The sequence below is a fragment of the Nocardia amikacinitolerans NBRC 108937 genome (genome assembly GCF_001612615.1).
In the GTDB taxonomy this organism is placed as follows: Bacteria; Actinomycetota; Actinomycetes; order Mycobacteriales; family Mycobacteriaceae; genus Nocardia; species Nocardia amikacinitolerans.
Map to the genome: position 1 here is coordinate 1 of NZ_BDAU01000023.1, position 14,461 is coordinate 14,461.

A 14,461-nucleotide genomic window follows, 5' to 3' on the forward strand; every position below is an offset into this window, starting at 1 on the left:
CCGTCCCGGCGGCACCGTGCCAGGCTGCGCAGGATTCCTCGCCGCGCCCGTCCCGGCGGCACCGTGCCAGGCCGCCCATGGCCACTCGCCGCGCACCCGCTGCCGTTCTGTCGGCGCCGTGCCGGGGCGTCTCGGGCGACTCGCCGTGCACCTGCTCTTGTCCTGTCGGCACCGTGCCGGGGCGTCTCGGGCGACTCGCCGTGCACCTGCTCCCGTCCCGTCGGCACCGTGCCAGGCTGCGCAGGATTCCTCGCCGCGCCCGTCCCGGTGGCACCGTGCCAGGCCGCCTATGGCCACTCGCCGTGCACCCGCTGCCGTCCTGTCGGCACCGTGCGGGGCGTCTCGGGCGACTCGCCGCGCACCTGCTGCGGTCCTGTCGGCACCGTGCCGGGGCGTCTCGGGCGACTCGCCGCGCACGCGCTGCCGTCCTGTCGGCACCGTGCCGGGCCGCCCAGCGCCCACTCGCCGCGCACCCCTGCTGCGGTTCGATCCGATCTCTTCGAGAACCTGGAGGAGGCCGATCAGCTCGCCGATCGGATCGCCGTGCTGGACGGCGGCCGTTGCGCTCGTCGGCTGCCGCGGAGTGCGGCATCGCTGGCGCCTGGCATGGGCTGATCACCTCGCCGGTGTCAGCTCGGCGCGGCCACCGCCTGGGGTCTGCGGCGCTCGGCCGTAGACGGATCGAGCGCGGGCTGTCGACCAGCCGTGGTCCGAGCAACCGGTGAGTCTGTCGAGCCGCCGGGGGCGCGGTGTCCAATGGCAGGAAGGCGGAGTCCGCATTCCGATCGGCGGGCTGGCCGAGCTCGCGTTCCACTGTGCGGCGTGCGGCTCGGCGGGCGAGACGGCCGGATTAGGTGCGCTGTCCCTCGGCCTCTATTGCTCGGGCACGAGGGCGCCGGAAAGTGCCGGGCGTGGCGATGGCACCAGTGGACATCCGCGAAGTGCCGCGAGTTCCGACCGCCGGTGACCGGTTCGCCGAGCGCGGCCCGAGCGGGCGTGGATCGTTCGCACCAGACCCGCGCGCGGGTGTTTCGGATTGGGTGGGACGATTGCGGGATGTCTGTGGTTCGTCGTCCTCCTGTGGTGGCGGATCTGACGTTGGTTACGGCGGGGGCGATGACCGCCAACGTCGCCGGCTATCTGCTGCAACTGTTGGCCGGGCGGTGGCTCGGCGTCACCGGGTACAGCGAGTTCGCGAGTCTGCTGGCGGTGCAGCTGCTGTGTGCCGTGCCCGCGCTGGCGCTGCAGAACGTGGTGGCGCGCGAGCGGGTGCGCGGGGCCGAGGTGTCGGCGCTGCGCGGGTTGCAGTGGCGATGCGCGCTGATCGTCGCGGTGGTGGCGGCCCTCTTGGTCCCGGTGGTGACGGTCGCGCTGGATGTGGGTGTGGTGGCGTGCGCCGGTGCGCTGTGCGCCGCGCCCGCGCTGGTGCTGCTCTCCGGTGAGCAGGGGATTCTGCAGGGCGGCAGGCGCTTCCGCGAGCTCGCGGTGGTCCTCGGTTCGGCGGGTGTGGCGCGGGTGGCGCCCGCGCTTGTCGTGCTCGCGTTCGGCGGCGGGGCCGGGGCGGCGTTGTGGGCGGCGGCGCTCGGGCTGGTCGCGGCGGCGATCTTCGCGCGCGTTCTTGCCGGCGCGCCGACGGCGGAGAGCGAACCCGGCGAACACACCGTCGGCGTGCTCCCGGTGCTGCGGGCCGCGCAGGTGCAGGCCGCGCTGATGGCGCTGTCGTCGGCCGACCTGATCGTGGTGCGGATGGTGCTCGACGAGGTCGACGCCAGCCGCTACGCCCTCGGCGCCATCGCCACCAAGATCGCGTTCTGGCTGCCGCAGGCGGTGGGCGTCGTCCTCTACCCGCGGATGGCCCAGCCGACCCACTCCGCGCGCGCCATCCGCGACGCCCTCGCCGTGCTCTCCGCCATCGGCATCGTCGCGGTGCTCTGCGCCGCCCTCGCCGCCCCGATCGCCCCGCTGCTGGCGGGCCAGGACTACGCGCCGATCCAAGGCCTGCTCTGGCTGTTCGCCCTGCACGGCGCCATCCTCGCGGTGTTGCAAGGCGCCATGCTCTCCGCGATCGCCGTCGACCGCACCGCCCTGGCCGCCGTCACCTGGATCGGCCTCGCCATCGAGGTCACCCTCATGGTCTCCTTCGCCCGCACGGTCCCGTCCCTCATCGTCACCGCCGTCTCCGTCGCCGCCGCCACCACACTCGTCGTCGCAGTCGTCGTCCTGCGCACCGCCGCCCACACCCAACCCGCCGAACCCCAACCCGCAGCGGACTGAGGTCCCTGCGCATCGAGCGCTCGTAGCGCCGCACCGATCGCGCTGCACGCCGCACCGACCCACCATCTGTCGCCGACGGCGAGGCTTGCGGTGGCTGCCGCGCCGACCCGCCGTCCATCCCGGCTGCTGCGTCAGACATGTGGCAGGAGGTCGGACGCGGCCCGAAGCTGATCGAATGCTCGCCGCGACCGGCCTTGGTCGAGGAACTTCTTGATATGCGCGGAGCAGCCCGCGCTGGCGTCGACGCTGGTGTCGACTCCGAGGTCATAGATTGCGTGAGCGTGGACCGATTCAGCCTGTTCGGCCGCGGATCCGACGGGCCGGTCGCCGCGCTGCTGTTCGCGGCGCTGTAGCTCGGCGAGAGAGCAGTGGACGCCGACGAAGACGACATCGATGCCAGCGAAGACGGTCAGGCAGTCGCGTAATCGCCAGGGCTCGCTCAGAACGTGGTCCATGATGATGTCGTTGCCCGCCAGAGCCATCCCGGCGACCGCTCGGTGGAACCCGGCTCGTGTTCGTCGCAAGACATCGGTGAGTGCGGCCGTGTCGAGTTCGTGGGTGCGTATTTCCGAACGCATCGCGCCGATCATGTCGACGCCCATGTGGAAGAAAGGCTGCTCTAGATCGCTGAGCAGTTGACGTGCGAGGCTCGTCTTGCCAGAGCTGGAGACGCCGTTGAGAAGAATGACCTGACCAGGTGCGGTTTCGTGCTCGGCGACTCGCCCAGCGAAACCGGCCGGGATTCGGTGTGCTGGTGGACCGCGAGTTGCTGTATCTCCGCCAACGCTGGGACGGCGACGACGTTCCCGGCGCCGACTATCCGAGCGAGATCACCAACGGCTACCGCACTCGCCAGGTCGAAGTGCGCGATACCGGCGAAGCGGTCCGGACCGGCCTCGACGACTTCCACTCAATCCGCCGATCGACCTATGGGATCCAGATCTGGCCGATCAGCAGATCACGGCGGAGGAGTTCGAGAAGGCTTGGGACAGTGCCGTTCCCGCACCGGAGGCTGGTACAGCTGAGGGCCGTGCTCGGCAGAGACGAAGACGGCTCCCCGACCAATCAGGCCGGGGAGCCGTTTCAGAACCGCTGGAAACTCAGAGGTTCTTCTTCACGTTGATCTGCTCGGTCGGAGCGTCATCCGCACCGCGCGGCGCACCACCACGCGGGGGAGCGGCCGAACCGCTCGGCGGCAGGTTGCCACCGCGGACCGGGCGGGCGGGGGCGGGCGCGTTGCCGCCGCGAACACCGAGGATCACGCCGACGATCGCCAGGATCACGCCGAGCACGCCGAGCACGATCGGCATGATGCGGCCGTACAGGGACAGGCGGTCGATGTTGTCCTGAGCCACCGCCATCTGCGACTCGATGGTGTTCTCGTCGAAGATGATGTTCGACTTCAGCGCGGTGACGTCCGGCTTGTCGCCGCTGCGCGCGTAGAACAGGTGGAGCTGCTCGCCGCCCTTGATGACGGTGCCGGTCTGCGGCTCGACCCACAGGTCGCGGGTGTTGGTGTAGAAGCGGGTCATGGTGACCGGCTCTTCACCCTCGAGGCCCCACTTGGCGGCGGGCAGCGAGAGGCGGTTGGTCGGCGCCTGCACGACGTCCCACAGGTTGGTGACCGGGATGGTCTGCTGGAAGTGGTAGACCTTCATGCTGTTGATCTCGGTCTCTTCGACGAAGTTGATGTCGAAGGTCTTGCGCGCGTTGATGTCGAAGTACGGGTACGACTTCTTCTCGGTGCCGATCGGGAAGCGGTACTGCAGACCGGTGTGCTGCACGGGGTCGGCGATGCTCTCGCCTTCCTTGTTGACCGTGGTCGCGATGGAGCCGTTGGGCTCCTTGTCGACCGGCATGCCGGTCTTGCGGTCGATGGTCACCCGGTCGACGACCGCGGTGAGCAGGCCGGTGTCGCCCTGCTTGTCGATCCGCCGCAGGGTCTGACCTGCCTGAACCGTCATCTCCGTGGCGTTGGAAGGCTCTTCGACCGTGAGGAACCGCTGCGAGATCAGCGGAACGTTGGAGTCCACCTTGGCCGCGCCTTCGGGCGCCGTCAGCGACCGGGAGTCGAGCACCAGGCTCTCCGAGCCCTGCTGACTGTTCGCGATGGTGGTGATCTCGAGATCGAGAGGAGTCTTGGCCAGTTTGTCGACGGTGTACGTCGGGATCATCAGCGCCATCACGATAAGCAACGCGCCGAGACCCACGAGCAGGCAGGCCACCGTCCTTCTGGTACCGGCACTCAGTGCCATGCAAACACTCCTCGTCGTAGAACACAGGTCGGTGCGTAGTACTGCGGGAATCCCGCGGCACTTCGTGAGCCCCGACACTAACAGTCCTTTGGCGTACCATGCGGTGCCGAGGCCGGAATCCGACCAGAAATCGCCCGAGTTTAGCGCGAAAAGTGAAACGAGTAGTTCTCACCTGGAGAATTCCCCGGCAGACTGGAGTTCGATGACCGCCACCCTCGCCGCCCGAACCGCGGCCGCGAACCCCGCGCGGACGCGCGGCTTCGTGCCCGCGTTGGAAGGAATGCGTGGGATGGCTGCGCTGGGCGTCCTGGTCACGCACGTCGCCTTCCAGACCGGCGCGACCGGAATGCCGGTGCTCGGCAGAATCTGGGAACGCTTCGACATGGCCGTCGCGGTGTTCTTCGCGCTCTCCGGATTCCTGCTCTGGCGCCCGCACGCCACGGCGGCCCGCGACCTCGGCGCGGCGCCTTCGGTCGGCTACTACCTGCGACATCGTGCCGCGCGCATCCTGCCCGCCTACTGGGCGGTGGTCTGCTTCGTACTGCTCTTGCTGCCGAGCGCCGCCGATACCGCGGGCTGGCGGGTATGGGCGTCCAACCTGGCGCTGACGCAGGTCTTCGTGCCGCTGACGCTGACGGATGGGCTCACGCAAATGTGGAGCCTCTCGGTCGAGGTGGCGTTCTATTTGGTGCTGCCGCTGTTGGCGTTCGCGATCGTCCGGTTGCGGGGGAAGTCGGCGCGCTGGCGAGCGCCGGCGGTGCTGGCATTGGGGCTGGCGAGCCTGAGTTGGAATTTCATTCCGGTGCCGACTCCGGACGCGATCCACTCCGACAACTGGCTGCCCGCGTATCTGCCGTGGTTCGCGGCGGGCATGCTGCTCGCGGAGCTGGTCGATGATGTGCATCCGCTATCAATCTGGCGGCGCATCGCGGGCAACCAGCTGCTGATGTGGACCGTCGCGCTGATCGCCTTCCTGCTCTCGTCCACCGATTTCGGCGGACCCGCGGGACTCACCCGCGCCGAACCGTGGCAGTACGCCGCGAAGATGGCCCTCGGCGCGATCATCGGCTTCGGCCTGCTCGCGCCGCTGGTGCTCGGCGATCGGAAACATCGCTGGCTGGAGTCTTCCGTCGCGGCAACCCTCGGCCGCTGGTCCTACGGCGTCTTCCTCTGGCACCTCGCGGTGCTCTCGATCGTCTTCCCGGTGTTCGGCATCCTCCCGTTCGCCGGCAACTTCGTCTACGTCCTCGCCCTGACCGTCGCCCTCACCTTGCCCGTGGCCGCGGCCAGTTACGCGCTGGTGGAGGAACCATCGCGGAAGTTGGCTCGGCGGATGGATCGCCGGAAGACCGAGCGGAAAGACGCGGCGGTCGCCGCGGAGGAGCAGCCGATCAGCCCGAAGGGTGTGCCGGACCCGGCGCAGGTCGGAGCGCCCTGAGTCCGGACGATCGGTCCGCGGGGTGTGCTTGACCTGGGCAGGTTGGGGTGCTTCGAGTTCGGCCGATCGGTCTGCGGGGTGTGCTTGGCCCGGGCAGGTCGGGGCGCCTCGAGTCCGGCCGATCAGTCGGCGGTGTGCCGGACCCGGCGCGGGTCGGAGCGCCTGGAGTCCGGCCGGTCAGCTTGTGGGGTGTGCTTGGCTCGCGCAGGTCGGGGCGCCCTGAGTCCGGCGGATCAGTCCACGCTGTGTGCCGGACCCGATGCGGGCCGGGGCGCCTGAGTCGGGCCGATTCACACGATCGGCTGAAACATGACCGACCCTCTGCGGGCGTGTACGCCTCCGCGCAAGTCGCATTCGCTGCCACACAACCTTTGCACGCCTCGCATAGGCACCGGCTATGTGAAGCGTGTGGAACATATGTGGGATCGCGCAGGCGGCGGGACAGCAGGCTGTTTTGCCGGTGCGGTGTGGCTCAGCGGCGGGGTGGGAGGGCGGCGAGGCCGACGGCGATTACCGCGATGAGAGCGGGGAGTTGGACCCAGAGGGAGTGGCCCATGTAGCCGTCGGGGGCGCGCCATGGGCCGGTGGACAGCGCGGCAGCCGAGAGGGCGGTGCCGATACCTGCTGTCGCGGCGAGGAAACGGGTGGTGTGGCGGTCGGCGAACTGGGTCGCGGCCAAGCCCGCTGCCGTCAGCGCGGTTCCGACGGGGCCCGCGATGATCGTTGCGCCTGCCACAAGGCCGACTGCGCCCACGGCACGGTTCCGCCAAGGCCGCGGCGGGGTAGCTGTGTCTGCGAGGGAGTCGACCGAAACCCGGCGCCCCCGAGGCACCGCCAACAACGCCAACGGCACCAACAACAGCAACCCGCCGAAGATCCCCAGCCGGTACCACCGATCCACCGGGAACGAAATCGTGATCGGCCCCGCGGCGTCCGCGGGCAGCAACCACCCCTGCTGCCACCCGTCCACCACGACCGGCTCGAGCGAACGCCCATCGGCGGTGTGCGCCTCCCAGCTGACGTTCGTGCTCAACGGCAACACCAGCAGCCGAAGATCCGTGGCGGGTGCGATTGGCTGGAAGTCGGTGCGGTTCAAACGCAGTCGATCGACGGAGAACAATTCCGTAGGCGCCACAACAACTTCCGCGCGACCCTCCCGCACCGGGAGGACTTCGTCGGAGCACGCCCGAGCGGAAACCGGTGCTCCGGAACGCAACTCGCCCACCGTCGCCGTCACGGAAGTGCGCACCGTGCGTCCGCCGAGAGCGATCGTCGGCCCGGCCTCGCACGGCACGGTCACCTCGCGATCCAGCCCGGCGGGCGCGGGGTAGTCCGGCCCGAGCACCGCGACTTCGGCGATGCCGGGCGGTTGGGTGAGGGCGAAGCCGAGCGCGGTCTTGTCCAGCACCGGCTTCCAGCTCTGCACGCTGAGCTCGATCCGGTCGGTGACCGTCGGATACAACGAGATTCGCGTCGCTTCGCCGGGGTCGACCTCGCGGACCTGCGGACCGTTGCCGAGGTTCACCGACACCGAGGTCGGCGCGGCGGGCAACCCGCCGAGCGACGGGGTGATGTCGAGGCCGGTGACCAGCGCGGGTTCGGGCAGTTCGATGGTGAGAGTCGGCTTGGGGTCGGTGATGTCGCGCACCGAGTCTTCCGGCGCGGTCCAGCTCGTGCGCGGATCGCCGTCGGTCGCGGCGAACGCGGACCCGCGCAGGTCGCCGACATCGGCCTTGCCGCGCGCCACCGGCCTGCTGCGGTCGGTGAGCAGCGCCTCCAACGCGGGACCCTGCCGGGTGCGCACGGTGAGCTCGGGGACGACCGTCATGGGCACGGGCGAGTCGAGGGTGCGGTCGAAGAGTCCGGGCTCCTCCGGCGCAAGCGCCAGCCCTTTGCTGCACCGAACCCGGTCCGGCGCGTCGAAACAAGCGCTGCGACCGGGGAATTCCTGGCCGAGGTCCCAGGCCGTCACCTGCGCGTCCTCGGGAGTGGGCGGCAGTACGGTGTGGTGCCGGATGTCCACGCGGACCGGGGCGTCGCGGACGGTGTAGTCGTCGAGAGTCAACTCGCTGATACCGAATTGGCCACCGCCGGAACCGCCTTCGGTCCGGATGGCGGTGATGGTCAGCCACTCGGTGCGTCCGGCGGGCAACGAAATGGACACCTGCGCACCGGGTTCGGTGATCCGCGCCGAGACGCTGCCGTTGTCGGTGCGCACCTCGACCCACTTCACCGGATCGCCGATCGCCGCCGAACTGGTCGTCAAACGCAGCAGCCCGGAGCTGATCGGCTCGTCCAGATCGAGCCGAAGCCATTGGCCCACAGCACGTTCCGTGCCGTTGCTGATCCATGCGGTCGAGGGATCGCCGTCGACGACCGCGGCGGTAGAACTGCCGGGCGCCGCGCCGCCGAGCTGGGTGGCGTCGGCGGCCGAACTGGACGCGGTCACGGTCGCACCGGACCATTCCCCGCGCACCAGCTCAGCGCCGGGCACCGCGTAGTCGGGCACCAGATTGTGGGTGCGCCGGGCGTCGTCGGGCGCGCGCAGCGCCGAATTGTGGTTGTCGACCTTCCCGAAGTCGGCCTCCCGGTCCATCGGCGTATCGGTGACTGTCACCGGCCCGATCGGCAGACCCGCGCGTGCGGCGTCGGAGGCGAGCAGCGTCGGGCCCGGTGCCGCGCCGTCGCGGTCGAGGCGCTCGAGTACTTCCGGCCCGCCCTGCACCACCGGTACGTCCGCGAGCGGAACCGTGTACGCACCGGGGAACGAGTGGGGAGCCCCGGTGCCGGAACGGATTTCGACGTCGCTTCCCGCGGGCGGACGCGGCTCGACCCGGTAGATCTCGACCGCACGATAAGCCGGTCGCAGATCCCCGTCGGCGACCAAATCGTCGGCGATGACGTTCGTTTCGATCGGCGATCCGAACTCGGCCACCTTCGTCAGCCCGGGCGACCCCTCGATCGCACGGTGCGCGAGCAGCGGCCTGGTCGACCGCGAGGTCTCGGGGTCGAGATCGTTGCGCAGCACCAGAATTCCGATGCCTTGGTCGGCGAGCGTCGTCGCCAACCCCGCCGACGGGCGTCCGTCCGCGATCAGCCGCTGCACCGAGTCCATCGCGCGAATGGTGCCCGGCGGGTTCAGCGGCACGGCGTCGCGCACCGCCCACGGCGTGCTCGCCAGTGCTTGCAGCGGCTCGTCGCGGGTCAGTCCCCAGACTTGGCTGCCGAAGGGCGCACCGGGCACGACCAGCGCGCGGGTGTCGGCGGCGTTCTCGGCCAACCAGTCCGCGGTCTGCTGCCAGTAGGCGGGCACCTCGTCGTAGGCGCCGCGAGGGGCGAGCTTGCCGGTCCAGGCCAGCGAGGTGGAGAGCGCGAGCGCGGTGAGGATCAGTCCGGCGACCGCGACCATCCTGTTGCGTTCCGGATGGGCGAAGGCGTTGCGCCACATCGGAAGCGGCACCGAGGCGGGGAGCGGCACCCGCGCGAGCAGATGCGCGAGACCGAGCACCAGCGGAATGCGGATCAGCGGCTCGAGTTTGTGCACGTTGCGCAGCGGTGCGCCGGTCGAATCCAGGAAGACCCGCACCGAGTCCGCGAACGGGCCGGAGAGCTCGCCCACGTAACCCGCGCAGATCCCGACCAGCCCGACGAGCAGGATCAGCGCCAGCCGCCCGCGATACGGCATCGACCGCATGGCGAGCCCGGCCATGCCCGCGGCGGCGAGCAGACCGGTGGCCAGCACTGCGGCGGGTTGGGTCACCAGGACCGCGCCCGCGATGCGTTCCGGCGAGACGAACGGGGTCCAGCTGTCGGTGCCGCGCAGCACCTCCGCCAGCGACGCCCACTGCGTGGTCACGCCGGAGGATTCGATGTAGTCCAGGAACGGCGGACTGACCCGGCCGAGCAGAAGAAGCGGCACCGCCCACCAGAAGGTGGCCAGGACGAGCAGCGGAATCCAGGCCGCCGTGAAACGCCACCAGCGCTTGTTGGGCTTGTACGAAGCCCACCAGAGCAGCGCGGGCAGGAACGCGGCGACCGTGGCCACGGCGTTCACCGCGCCCATCAACGCGAGCGCGAGCGCACTGCCCGCGGGCGAGGCGGCGCCGCCCCGCTTGCGTCGTCGATACGCGGTGCCGAGCGCGGCGGGAGCCAGCAGCACCCACGGCGCGAGCACCATCGGCAGGGTCTCCGAGGAGATCGAGCCGAGCGTGGTGAGCACGCGCGGGGACAGCGTGTACGCGACCGCCGCGATGATCCGAGACCCGCGGCTGCCGAGACCGAGCGCCTCGCAGAGCCGGACGATCCCCCAGAACCCGGCGAGCAGCAGCAGCGCCCACCAGATCCGCTGCGTCACCCAGGCGGGCAGGCCCAGCAGATCTCCGGCCGAGAAGAACGCGCCGTGCGGGAAGAAGTACCCGTAGGCCTGATTCTGCACTTGGCCCATCGGGGCCTGGCTGCTCCACAGGTGCGCGGCGCGGTCGAGGAAACCCAGCGGATTCTGCGCCAGGTCGTACTTCGTGTCGGCGACCGTGAGTCCGGGCGCCTGCAAGAAGGTGAGCAGGAACGCCACGACCACCGTCGCGGCGAACCATCGTCTACCGAGCGGCGCGGCCTCGGACGGACCCGAGGCCACACCGGAGGAGCCGAGCGAGTCGGCGGGTGAAGCGGAGGTCAGCGGCTCAGCGGCTGCCGTACTCAACGTTGTTGAGCAACGAGGAGTCCGCGTCGCCGCTGCGGTCGATGTCGGGGCGCGTGTTCTGCTGCACCGCCGCGGTGATGACGAACACCGCGATCGCGCCGAGCACGGCACCGGCAACCGCACTCGCAACACCAGGAACAGCAAACTTCATCGCGGCTCTCCAATACATCGGGACAGGCAATTCCGGGTCAACCTACCGCATGATCGGCGCTCAGGGTGAGCAAGGTGACAATCCGGCGTCTCACAATATCGGAAGTAACCGGGATTACTCCGGCACCGCGCACCCGAGGCCGCCGAGGAAGGTGCGCAGCTTCGCGGTGGTCTCGTCCAGTTCGGACCGCGGTTCGGAGGCCGCGACGATGCCGCCGCCCGCGTAGGCGCGCAGCGCTCGGCCGTCTGCCGACAGTTCCGCGCAGCGGATCGCCACCACCCATTCGCCGTCGCCGTGCGCGTCGCACCAGCCGACCGCCCCGCCGTAGAAGCCGCGATCCTCCTCGACGTGGTTGATGGTGTCGAGGGCCAACACGGTTGGCGTGCCGCAGACCGCGGGCGTGGGATGCAGCAGCAGCGCCAGATCGAGCGCGGTGGTCGACGGATCGCGCAGGGTGCCGGTGATCGGCGTGGCCAGATGCCACACATCGTGCGTGTTGACCAGCTGCGGTCCATCCGGGATGGTCAGCTCGGCGCAGACGGGTGTCAGCACCTGCCTGATCCACTCGATGACGAACGCGTGCTCGTCGCGGTTCTTCGTGCTGGTCAGCAGGTTTGCGGCCTGCGCGGCATCCGCGTCCGGATCGGCGCGGCGCGGCAGGGTGCCCGCCAGCGGACGCAGCGTCACGGTCGCGCCGTGCCGTGCCACGAGAACCTCCGGCGTCGCGCCGAGCAGCGTCGCGCCGGTGCGACCGGCGGGCGAGAGATCGACCGCGTAGACGTTGGCGTGCGGGTGCCTGGTCAGCAGCTGCGCGGCGACCAGTTCCGGATCGAGCGCCCGATCCGCCTCGGCGAGCACCGAGCGGGCTGCGACCACCTTGCGCAGCGGTTGGTCTGGATCGTTCAGCTGCTCGACGAATTTCGTCACCCGCGCGATATGTTCTGCGGGACTTGGTATTTCGGTGACCACGCGCACCGAGGGCAGTTCGGGCAGCGCGGCGGGACGCCACGGACCCGCGGTGTGCTCGGCCCGCTCCGGCGCGGCGAGCGCGGCGGGTCGGTTCGGATCGAACGGTAGCGCCCCGACGACGATCTCCGCCGCGCCGTCCCGCAAGGCTTTGCGAGCCCGGTTCGCGTCGTCGAAGGCCGTCCGGATCCCGGTCGCGCGCATCACGCCACCGGGCTGGGCGAGCAGGAATCCGTTCATGACCCCTCGACCATAGCCGCGCGCGACGGCCGCGGGCGCGCGTGAGCGACCGAGATCACGGGTCAGAATTCGCGCTGCGGTTCCTTGCCGGGCGGAACCATCAGCACCGGACGGTGGCAGTGTTTCAACACCGCGTCGGCGACGCTGCTGTGCAGCAGTGCGCGAATGCCCGTGGCGCCGCGGGTGCCCGCGACGATGATGTCGACGTCCAAGTCGTCGGCGCATTCGACGATGGCGTTCCAGATGGTCGTGGTGCATTCCGCGGTGCGTGCCTCGGCGTTCAGTCCGGCGAGCTTGGCCAGGCGCACGCCTTCGGTGTTGATGTTGCGCGCGTCGACGTAGGCGATGTCCTCGATCTCCTCGTCGGGCACCCACTCGGGTTGCATCACACCCGACAACCCCGACAGCCGAGCGGCCTGGCGCACCATGGGTTCCCAGGCCGTCAGCACCACGGCTCTGTTCGCGGAGAGAAACCGACCGGCGTATTCGATGGCACGCTTGGCGTTCTCGGAGCCGTCGTAGGCGATGAGCATCAGATCGCAGGGCACGGTGACCTCCTGGTCAAGTCTCCTGGCTATGGAACCGACACTACCCCCGCGCAACGGCCCCCGGCGGCTGCGGCGCGCAGGGATAATCGGCCCTGAGAGCACGGTTGAGCAGCGGAAACCGGGAGCGCGATGGACCGGACGATCGAAGCGGTGTTCTACGGCAGGCACGAGGCTGATCCGCGGGCGCTGCTGTATTTCGAGTGGCGCGAGCGTCTCGAATCGGGGTATCTGGTCGCGGGGTTCGAGTCGGCGGTTCGGGCGTTGGCGGGGGCTGAGGAAGTGGATGCCGAGGGGTGTTGGAGATTGTTGGGGGAGATCGAGTCCGCGGGGCGGGATCCCGGGTGGGGGTATGAGGAGGGGGAGTTCGGGGCGGCTGGGCTCGTGTCGAGCGGTGCCGCGTCACGCGGTTTCCTCGCGAAGGACGAACTCTTCGACCGCGTCTACGGCGGCTGGCTGGGTCGGTGCGTCGGGTGCGTGCTGGGGAAACCGCTGGAGAACGGGTTCGTGTGGACGCGCGAACACATCCGTGCCTATCTGGAACGGGCAGGCGCGTATCCGCTGACGGACTACGTCCCCGCCCTGCTCCCACCCTCGCCACGCTTCCCGCTCAACCCGACCTGGCCGGTGTCGGCGCGCGGCCGCATCGATGGCGCTCCGCGCGACGACGACATCGACTACACCGTCCTCGGACTCCATCTCCTCGAATCCCGCGGACTCGACTTCACCGCCGACGACGTCGCGCGACTGTGGTTGGAACGCCTCCCCTTCCTCCAGACCTACACCGCCGAACGCGTCGCCTACCGCAACCTCGTCGACGGACTGCGTCCGCCGCGGACAGCCGAAGTCCGCAACCCGTACCGCGAGTGGATCGGCGCCATGATCCGCGCCGACATCTTCGGCTATGTCAGCCCGGGCGACCCGGAGCGCGCCGCTGCCCTCGCCGCTCGCGAAGCGGCCGTATCCCACACGGGGAACGGTGTTTTCGCGGCCATGTGGGCGGCAGCTCTGGTCGCCGCGGCCTTCACGGCGCGGTTTGCTTCCGGCGGTACGTCCGCTCCCCGTGGGCCTGGTGACGGGGCTGTGGACGGTGGCCCCGGCCTGGACATCGCGACCGGCGAGCAGGCGGTTGGGGTCGCAGGGCGTGGTTCCGCCTGGGATAGCGCTGACGAGCAGGACGTGGATCTCCAGGCAGCAGTCCGCGATCACGGGGCGGGACTCGGGGAGGGCTCCCCAGTCCTGCCGGAGGGCCATGCGGGCGCGCTCTTTTCGGACTCTGCCTCCGCCGTCGTATCGGCCCTCACAGCCGCCCAGAACGTCCTGCCACGTCGTTCCCGTCTGGCGATCGCTCTCGCGGAGGTCCGCGCCGATTTCGACCGCGGTCTCTCCTGGGAACAGGCTGTGGACAACATCGACGCCAGGCACGGTGGATACAACTGGGTCCACGCCATACCCAACGCATGTCGGGTCGCCGCCGGGTTACTTTGGGGCGCGGGCGATTTCACGCGAACGATCGCTTTGACCGTTCAGAGCGGGGCCGATACCGATTCCAGTGGAGCTACCGCCGGTTCGGTCGCCGGAATTCTGGTGGGTTCGAACGGAATTCCCGCGCATTGGATCGACCCGCTGCACGACATGTTGCACAGTGCGGTCATGGGTTATGACGGAGCGCGCATTTCGGAACTGGCCCGTCGTACGTGCGCGCTGGTCTGAACGGGGTCGGGTGCGGTCGGATGGCTTGTATCCGAATCGGTGAGCAGCACAAGGTAGACGGGAATTCCGTGCGTTCCGGTCGGATGCTGCGGTTGGTTGACGGTTCCCAATACCGGGGGTGCCCAAGGGGGTGCACCTACTAGTGGTTTCGCCCAATGTTGCGGGTGCCCAAGAGGTTTG

Annotated in this window: 11 protein-coding genes; 5 read left to right on the forward strand and 6 right to left on the reverse strand. The window is 69.6% G+C overall.

Annotation, left to right across the window (positions count from 1 at the left end; genetic code table 11):
• Positions 1 to 228: 228 nt before the first annotated feature.
• Complete coding sequence (locus NAM01S_RS18720; RefSeq protein WP_157107789.1) at positions 229 to 615, forward strand: hypothetical protein; 387 nt, start codon at positions 229 to 231, stop codon at positions 613 to 615.
• A 501-nt stretch (positions 616 to 1,116) separates the two neighbouring features.
• Positions 1,117 to 2,274, forward strand: coding sequence for a polysaccharide biosynthesis protein (locus tag NAM01S_RS18725; protein WP_253799110.1), 1,158 nt, complete (start codon positions 1,117 to 1,119; stop codon positions 2,272 to 2,274).
• Between the two features lie 131 nt (positions 2,275 to 2,405).
• On the opposite strand, the gene NAM01S_RS18730 is transcribed toward NAM01S_RS18725, so the two are convergent.
• Complete coding sequence (locus NAM01S_RS18730; RefSeq protein ID WP_067787029.1) at positions 2,406 to 3,017, reverse strand: chloramphenicol phosphotransferase CPT family protein; 612 nt, start codon at positions 3,015 to 3,017, stop codon at positions 2,406 to 2,408.
• Between the two features lie 11 nt (positions 3,018 to 3,028).
• Here NAM01S_RS18730 and NAM01S_RS35100 point away from each other — a divergent pair, with 11 nt between their 5' ends.
• On the forward strand, positions 3,029 to 3,397 hold the full coding sequence (locus tag NAM01S_RS35100) for a hypothetical protein (RefSeq protein WP_157107790.1): 369 nt from the start codon (positions 3,029 to 3,031) through the stop codon (positions 3,395 to 3,397).
• On the opposite strand, the gene pgfA is transcribed toward NAM01S_RS35100, so the two are convergent.
• Positions 3,375 to 4,529, reverse strand: coding sequence for a cell envelope lipid trafficking protein PgfA (pgfA, locus tag NAM01S_RS18735; protein WP_067787031.1), 1,155 nt, complete (start codon positions 4,527 to 4,529; stop codon positions 3,375 to 3,377). The genes NAM01S_RS35100 and pgfA overlap by 23 nt on opposite strands.
• A gap of 202 nt (positions 4,530 to 4,731) precedes the next feature.
• Here pgfA and NAM01S_RS18740 point away from each other — a divergent pair, with 202 nt between their 5' ends.
• Positions 4,732 to 5,967 carry an acyltransferase family protein gene (locus NAM01S_RS18740; RefSeq protein ID WP_067787033.1) on the forward strand — a complete coding sequence of 412 codons (1,236 nt, stop codon included), beginning with the start codon at positions 4,732 to 4,734 and terminating at the stop codon, positions 5,965 to 5,967.
• 472 nt (positions 5,968 to 6,439) lie between these two features.
• On the opposite strand, the gene NAM01S_RS18745 is transcribed toward NAM01S_RS18740, so the two are convergent.
• The 4 genes from NAM01S_RS18745 to NAM01S_RS18755 form a co-directional block, all read right to left on the reverse strand.
• A complete protein-coding gene (locus NAM01S_RS18745; protein ID WP_157107795.1) occupies positions 6,440 to 10,600 on the reverse strand; it encodes an alpha-(1->3)-arabinofuranosyltransferase in 4,161 nt (1,386 codons plus the stop codon).
• A 46-nt stretch (positions 10,601 to 10,646) separates the two neighbouring features.
• A complete protein-coding gene (locus NAM01S_RS34130; RefSeq protein ID WP_084483063.1) occupies positions 10,647 to 10,817 on the reverse strand; it encodes a DUF2613 domain-containing protein in 171 nt (56 codons plus the stop codon).
• Between the two features lie 114 nt (positions 10,818 to 10,931).
• Positions 10,932 to 12,023: an isochorismate synthase gene (locus tag NAM01S_RS18750; RefSeq protein WP_067787035.1), complete on the reverse strand. Its 1,092-nt coding sequence runs from the start codon at positions 12,021 to 12,023 to the stop codon at positions 10,932 to 10,934.
• Positions 12,024 to 12,085: 62 nt separating this feature from the next.
• On the reverse strand, positions 12,086 to 12,571 hold the full coding sequence (locus NAM01S_RS18755; RefSeq protein ID WP_097246494.1) for a universal stress protein: 486 nt from the start codon (positions 12,569 to 12,571) through the stop codon (positions 12,086 to 12,088).
• A gap of 129 nt (positions 12,572 to 12,700) precedes the next feature.
• Between NAM01S_RS18755 and NAM01S_RS18760 the strand changes: the two genes are divergently transcribed.
• A complete protein-coding gene (locus tag NAM01S_RS18760) occupies positions 12,701 to 14,281 on the forward strand; it encodes an ADP-ribosylglycohydrolase family protein (protein WP_067787037.1) in 1,581 nt (526 codons plus the stop codon).
• Positions 14,282 to 14,461: the final 180 nt, after the last annotated feature.

Bases quoted from the DNA above. Each gene is read 5' to 3' on its own strand.
- NAM01S_RS34130 (WP_084483063.1), bottom strand. From the start codon at position 10,817: ATGAAGTTTGCTGTTCCTGGTGTTGCGAGTGCGGTTGCCGGTGCCGTG.
- pgfA (WP_067787031.1), bottom strand. From the start codon at position 4,529: ATGGCACTGAGTGCCGGTACCAGAAGGACGGTGGCCTGCCTGCTCGTG.
- NAM01S_RS18725 (WP_253799110.1), top strand. From the start codon at position 1,117: ATGACCGCCAACGTCGCCGGCTATCTGCTGCAACTGTTGGCCGGGCGG.
- NAM01S_RS18750 (WP_067787035.1), bottom strand. From the start codon at position 12,023: ATGAACGGATTCCTGCTCGCCCAGCCCGGTGGCGTGATGCGCGCGACC.
- NAM01S_RS18760 (WP_067787037.1), top strand. From the start codon at position 12,701: ATGGACCGGACGATCGAAGCGGTGTTCTACGGCAGGCACGAGGCTGAT.
- NAM01S_RS18740 (WP_067787033.1), top strand. From the start codon at position 4,732: ATGACCGCCACCCTCGCCGCCCGAACCGCGGCCGCGAACCCCGCGCGG.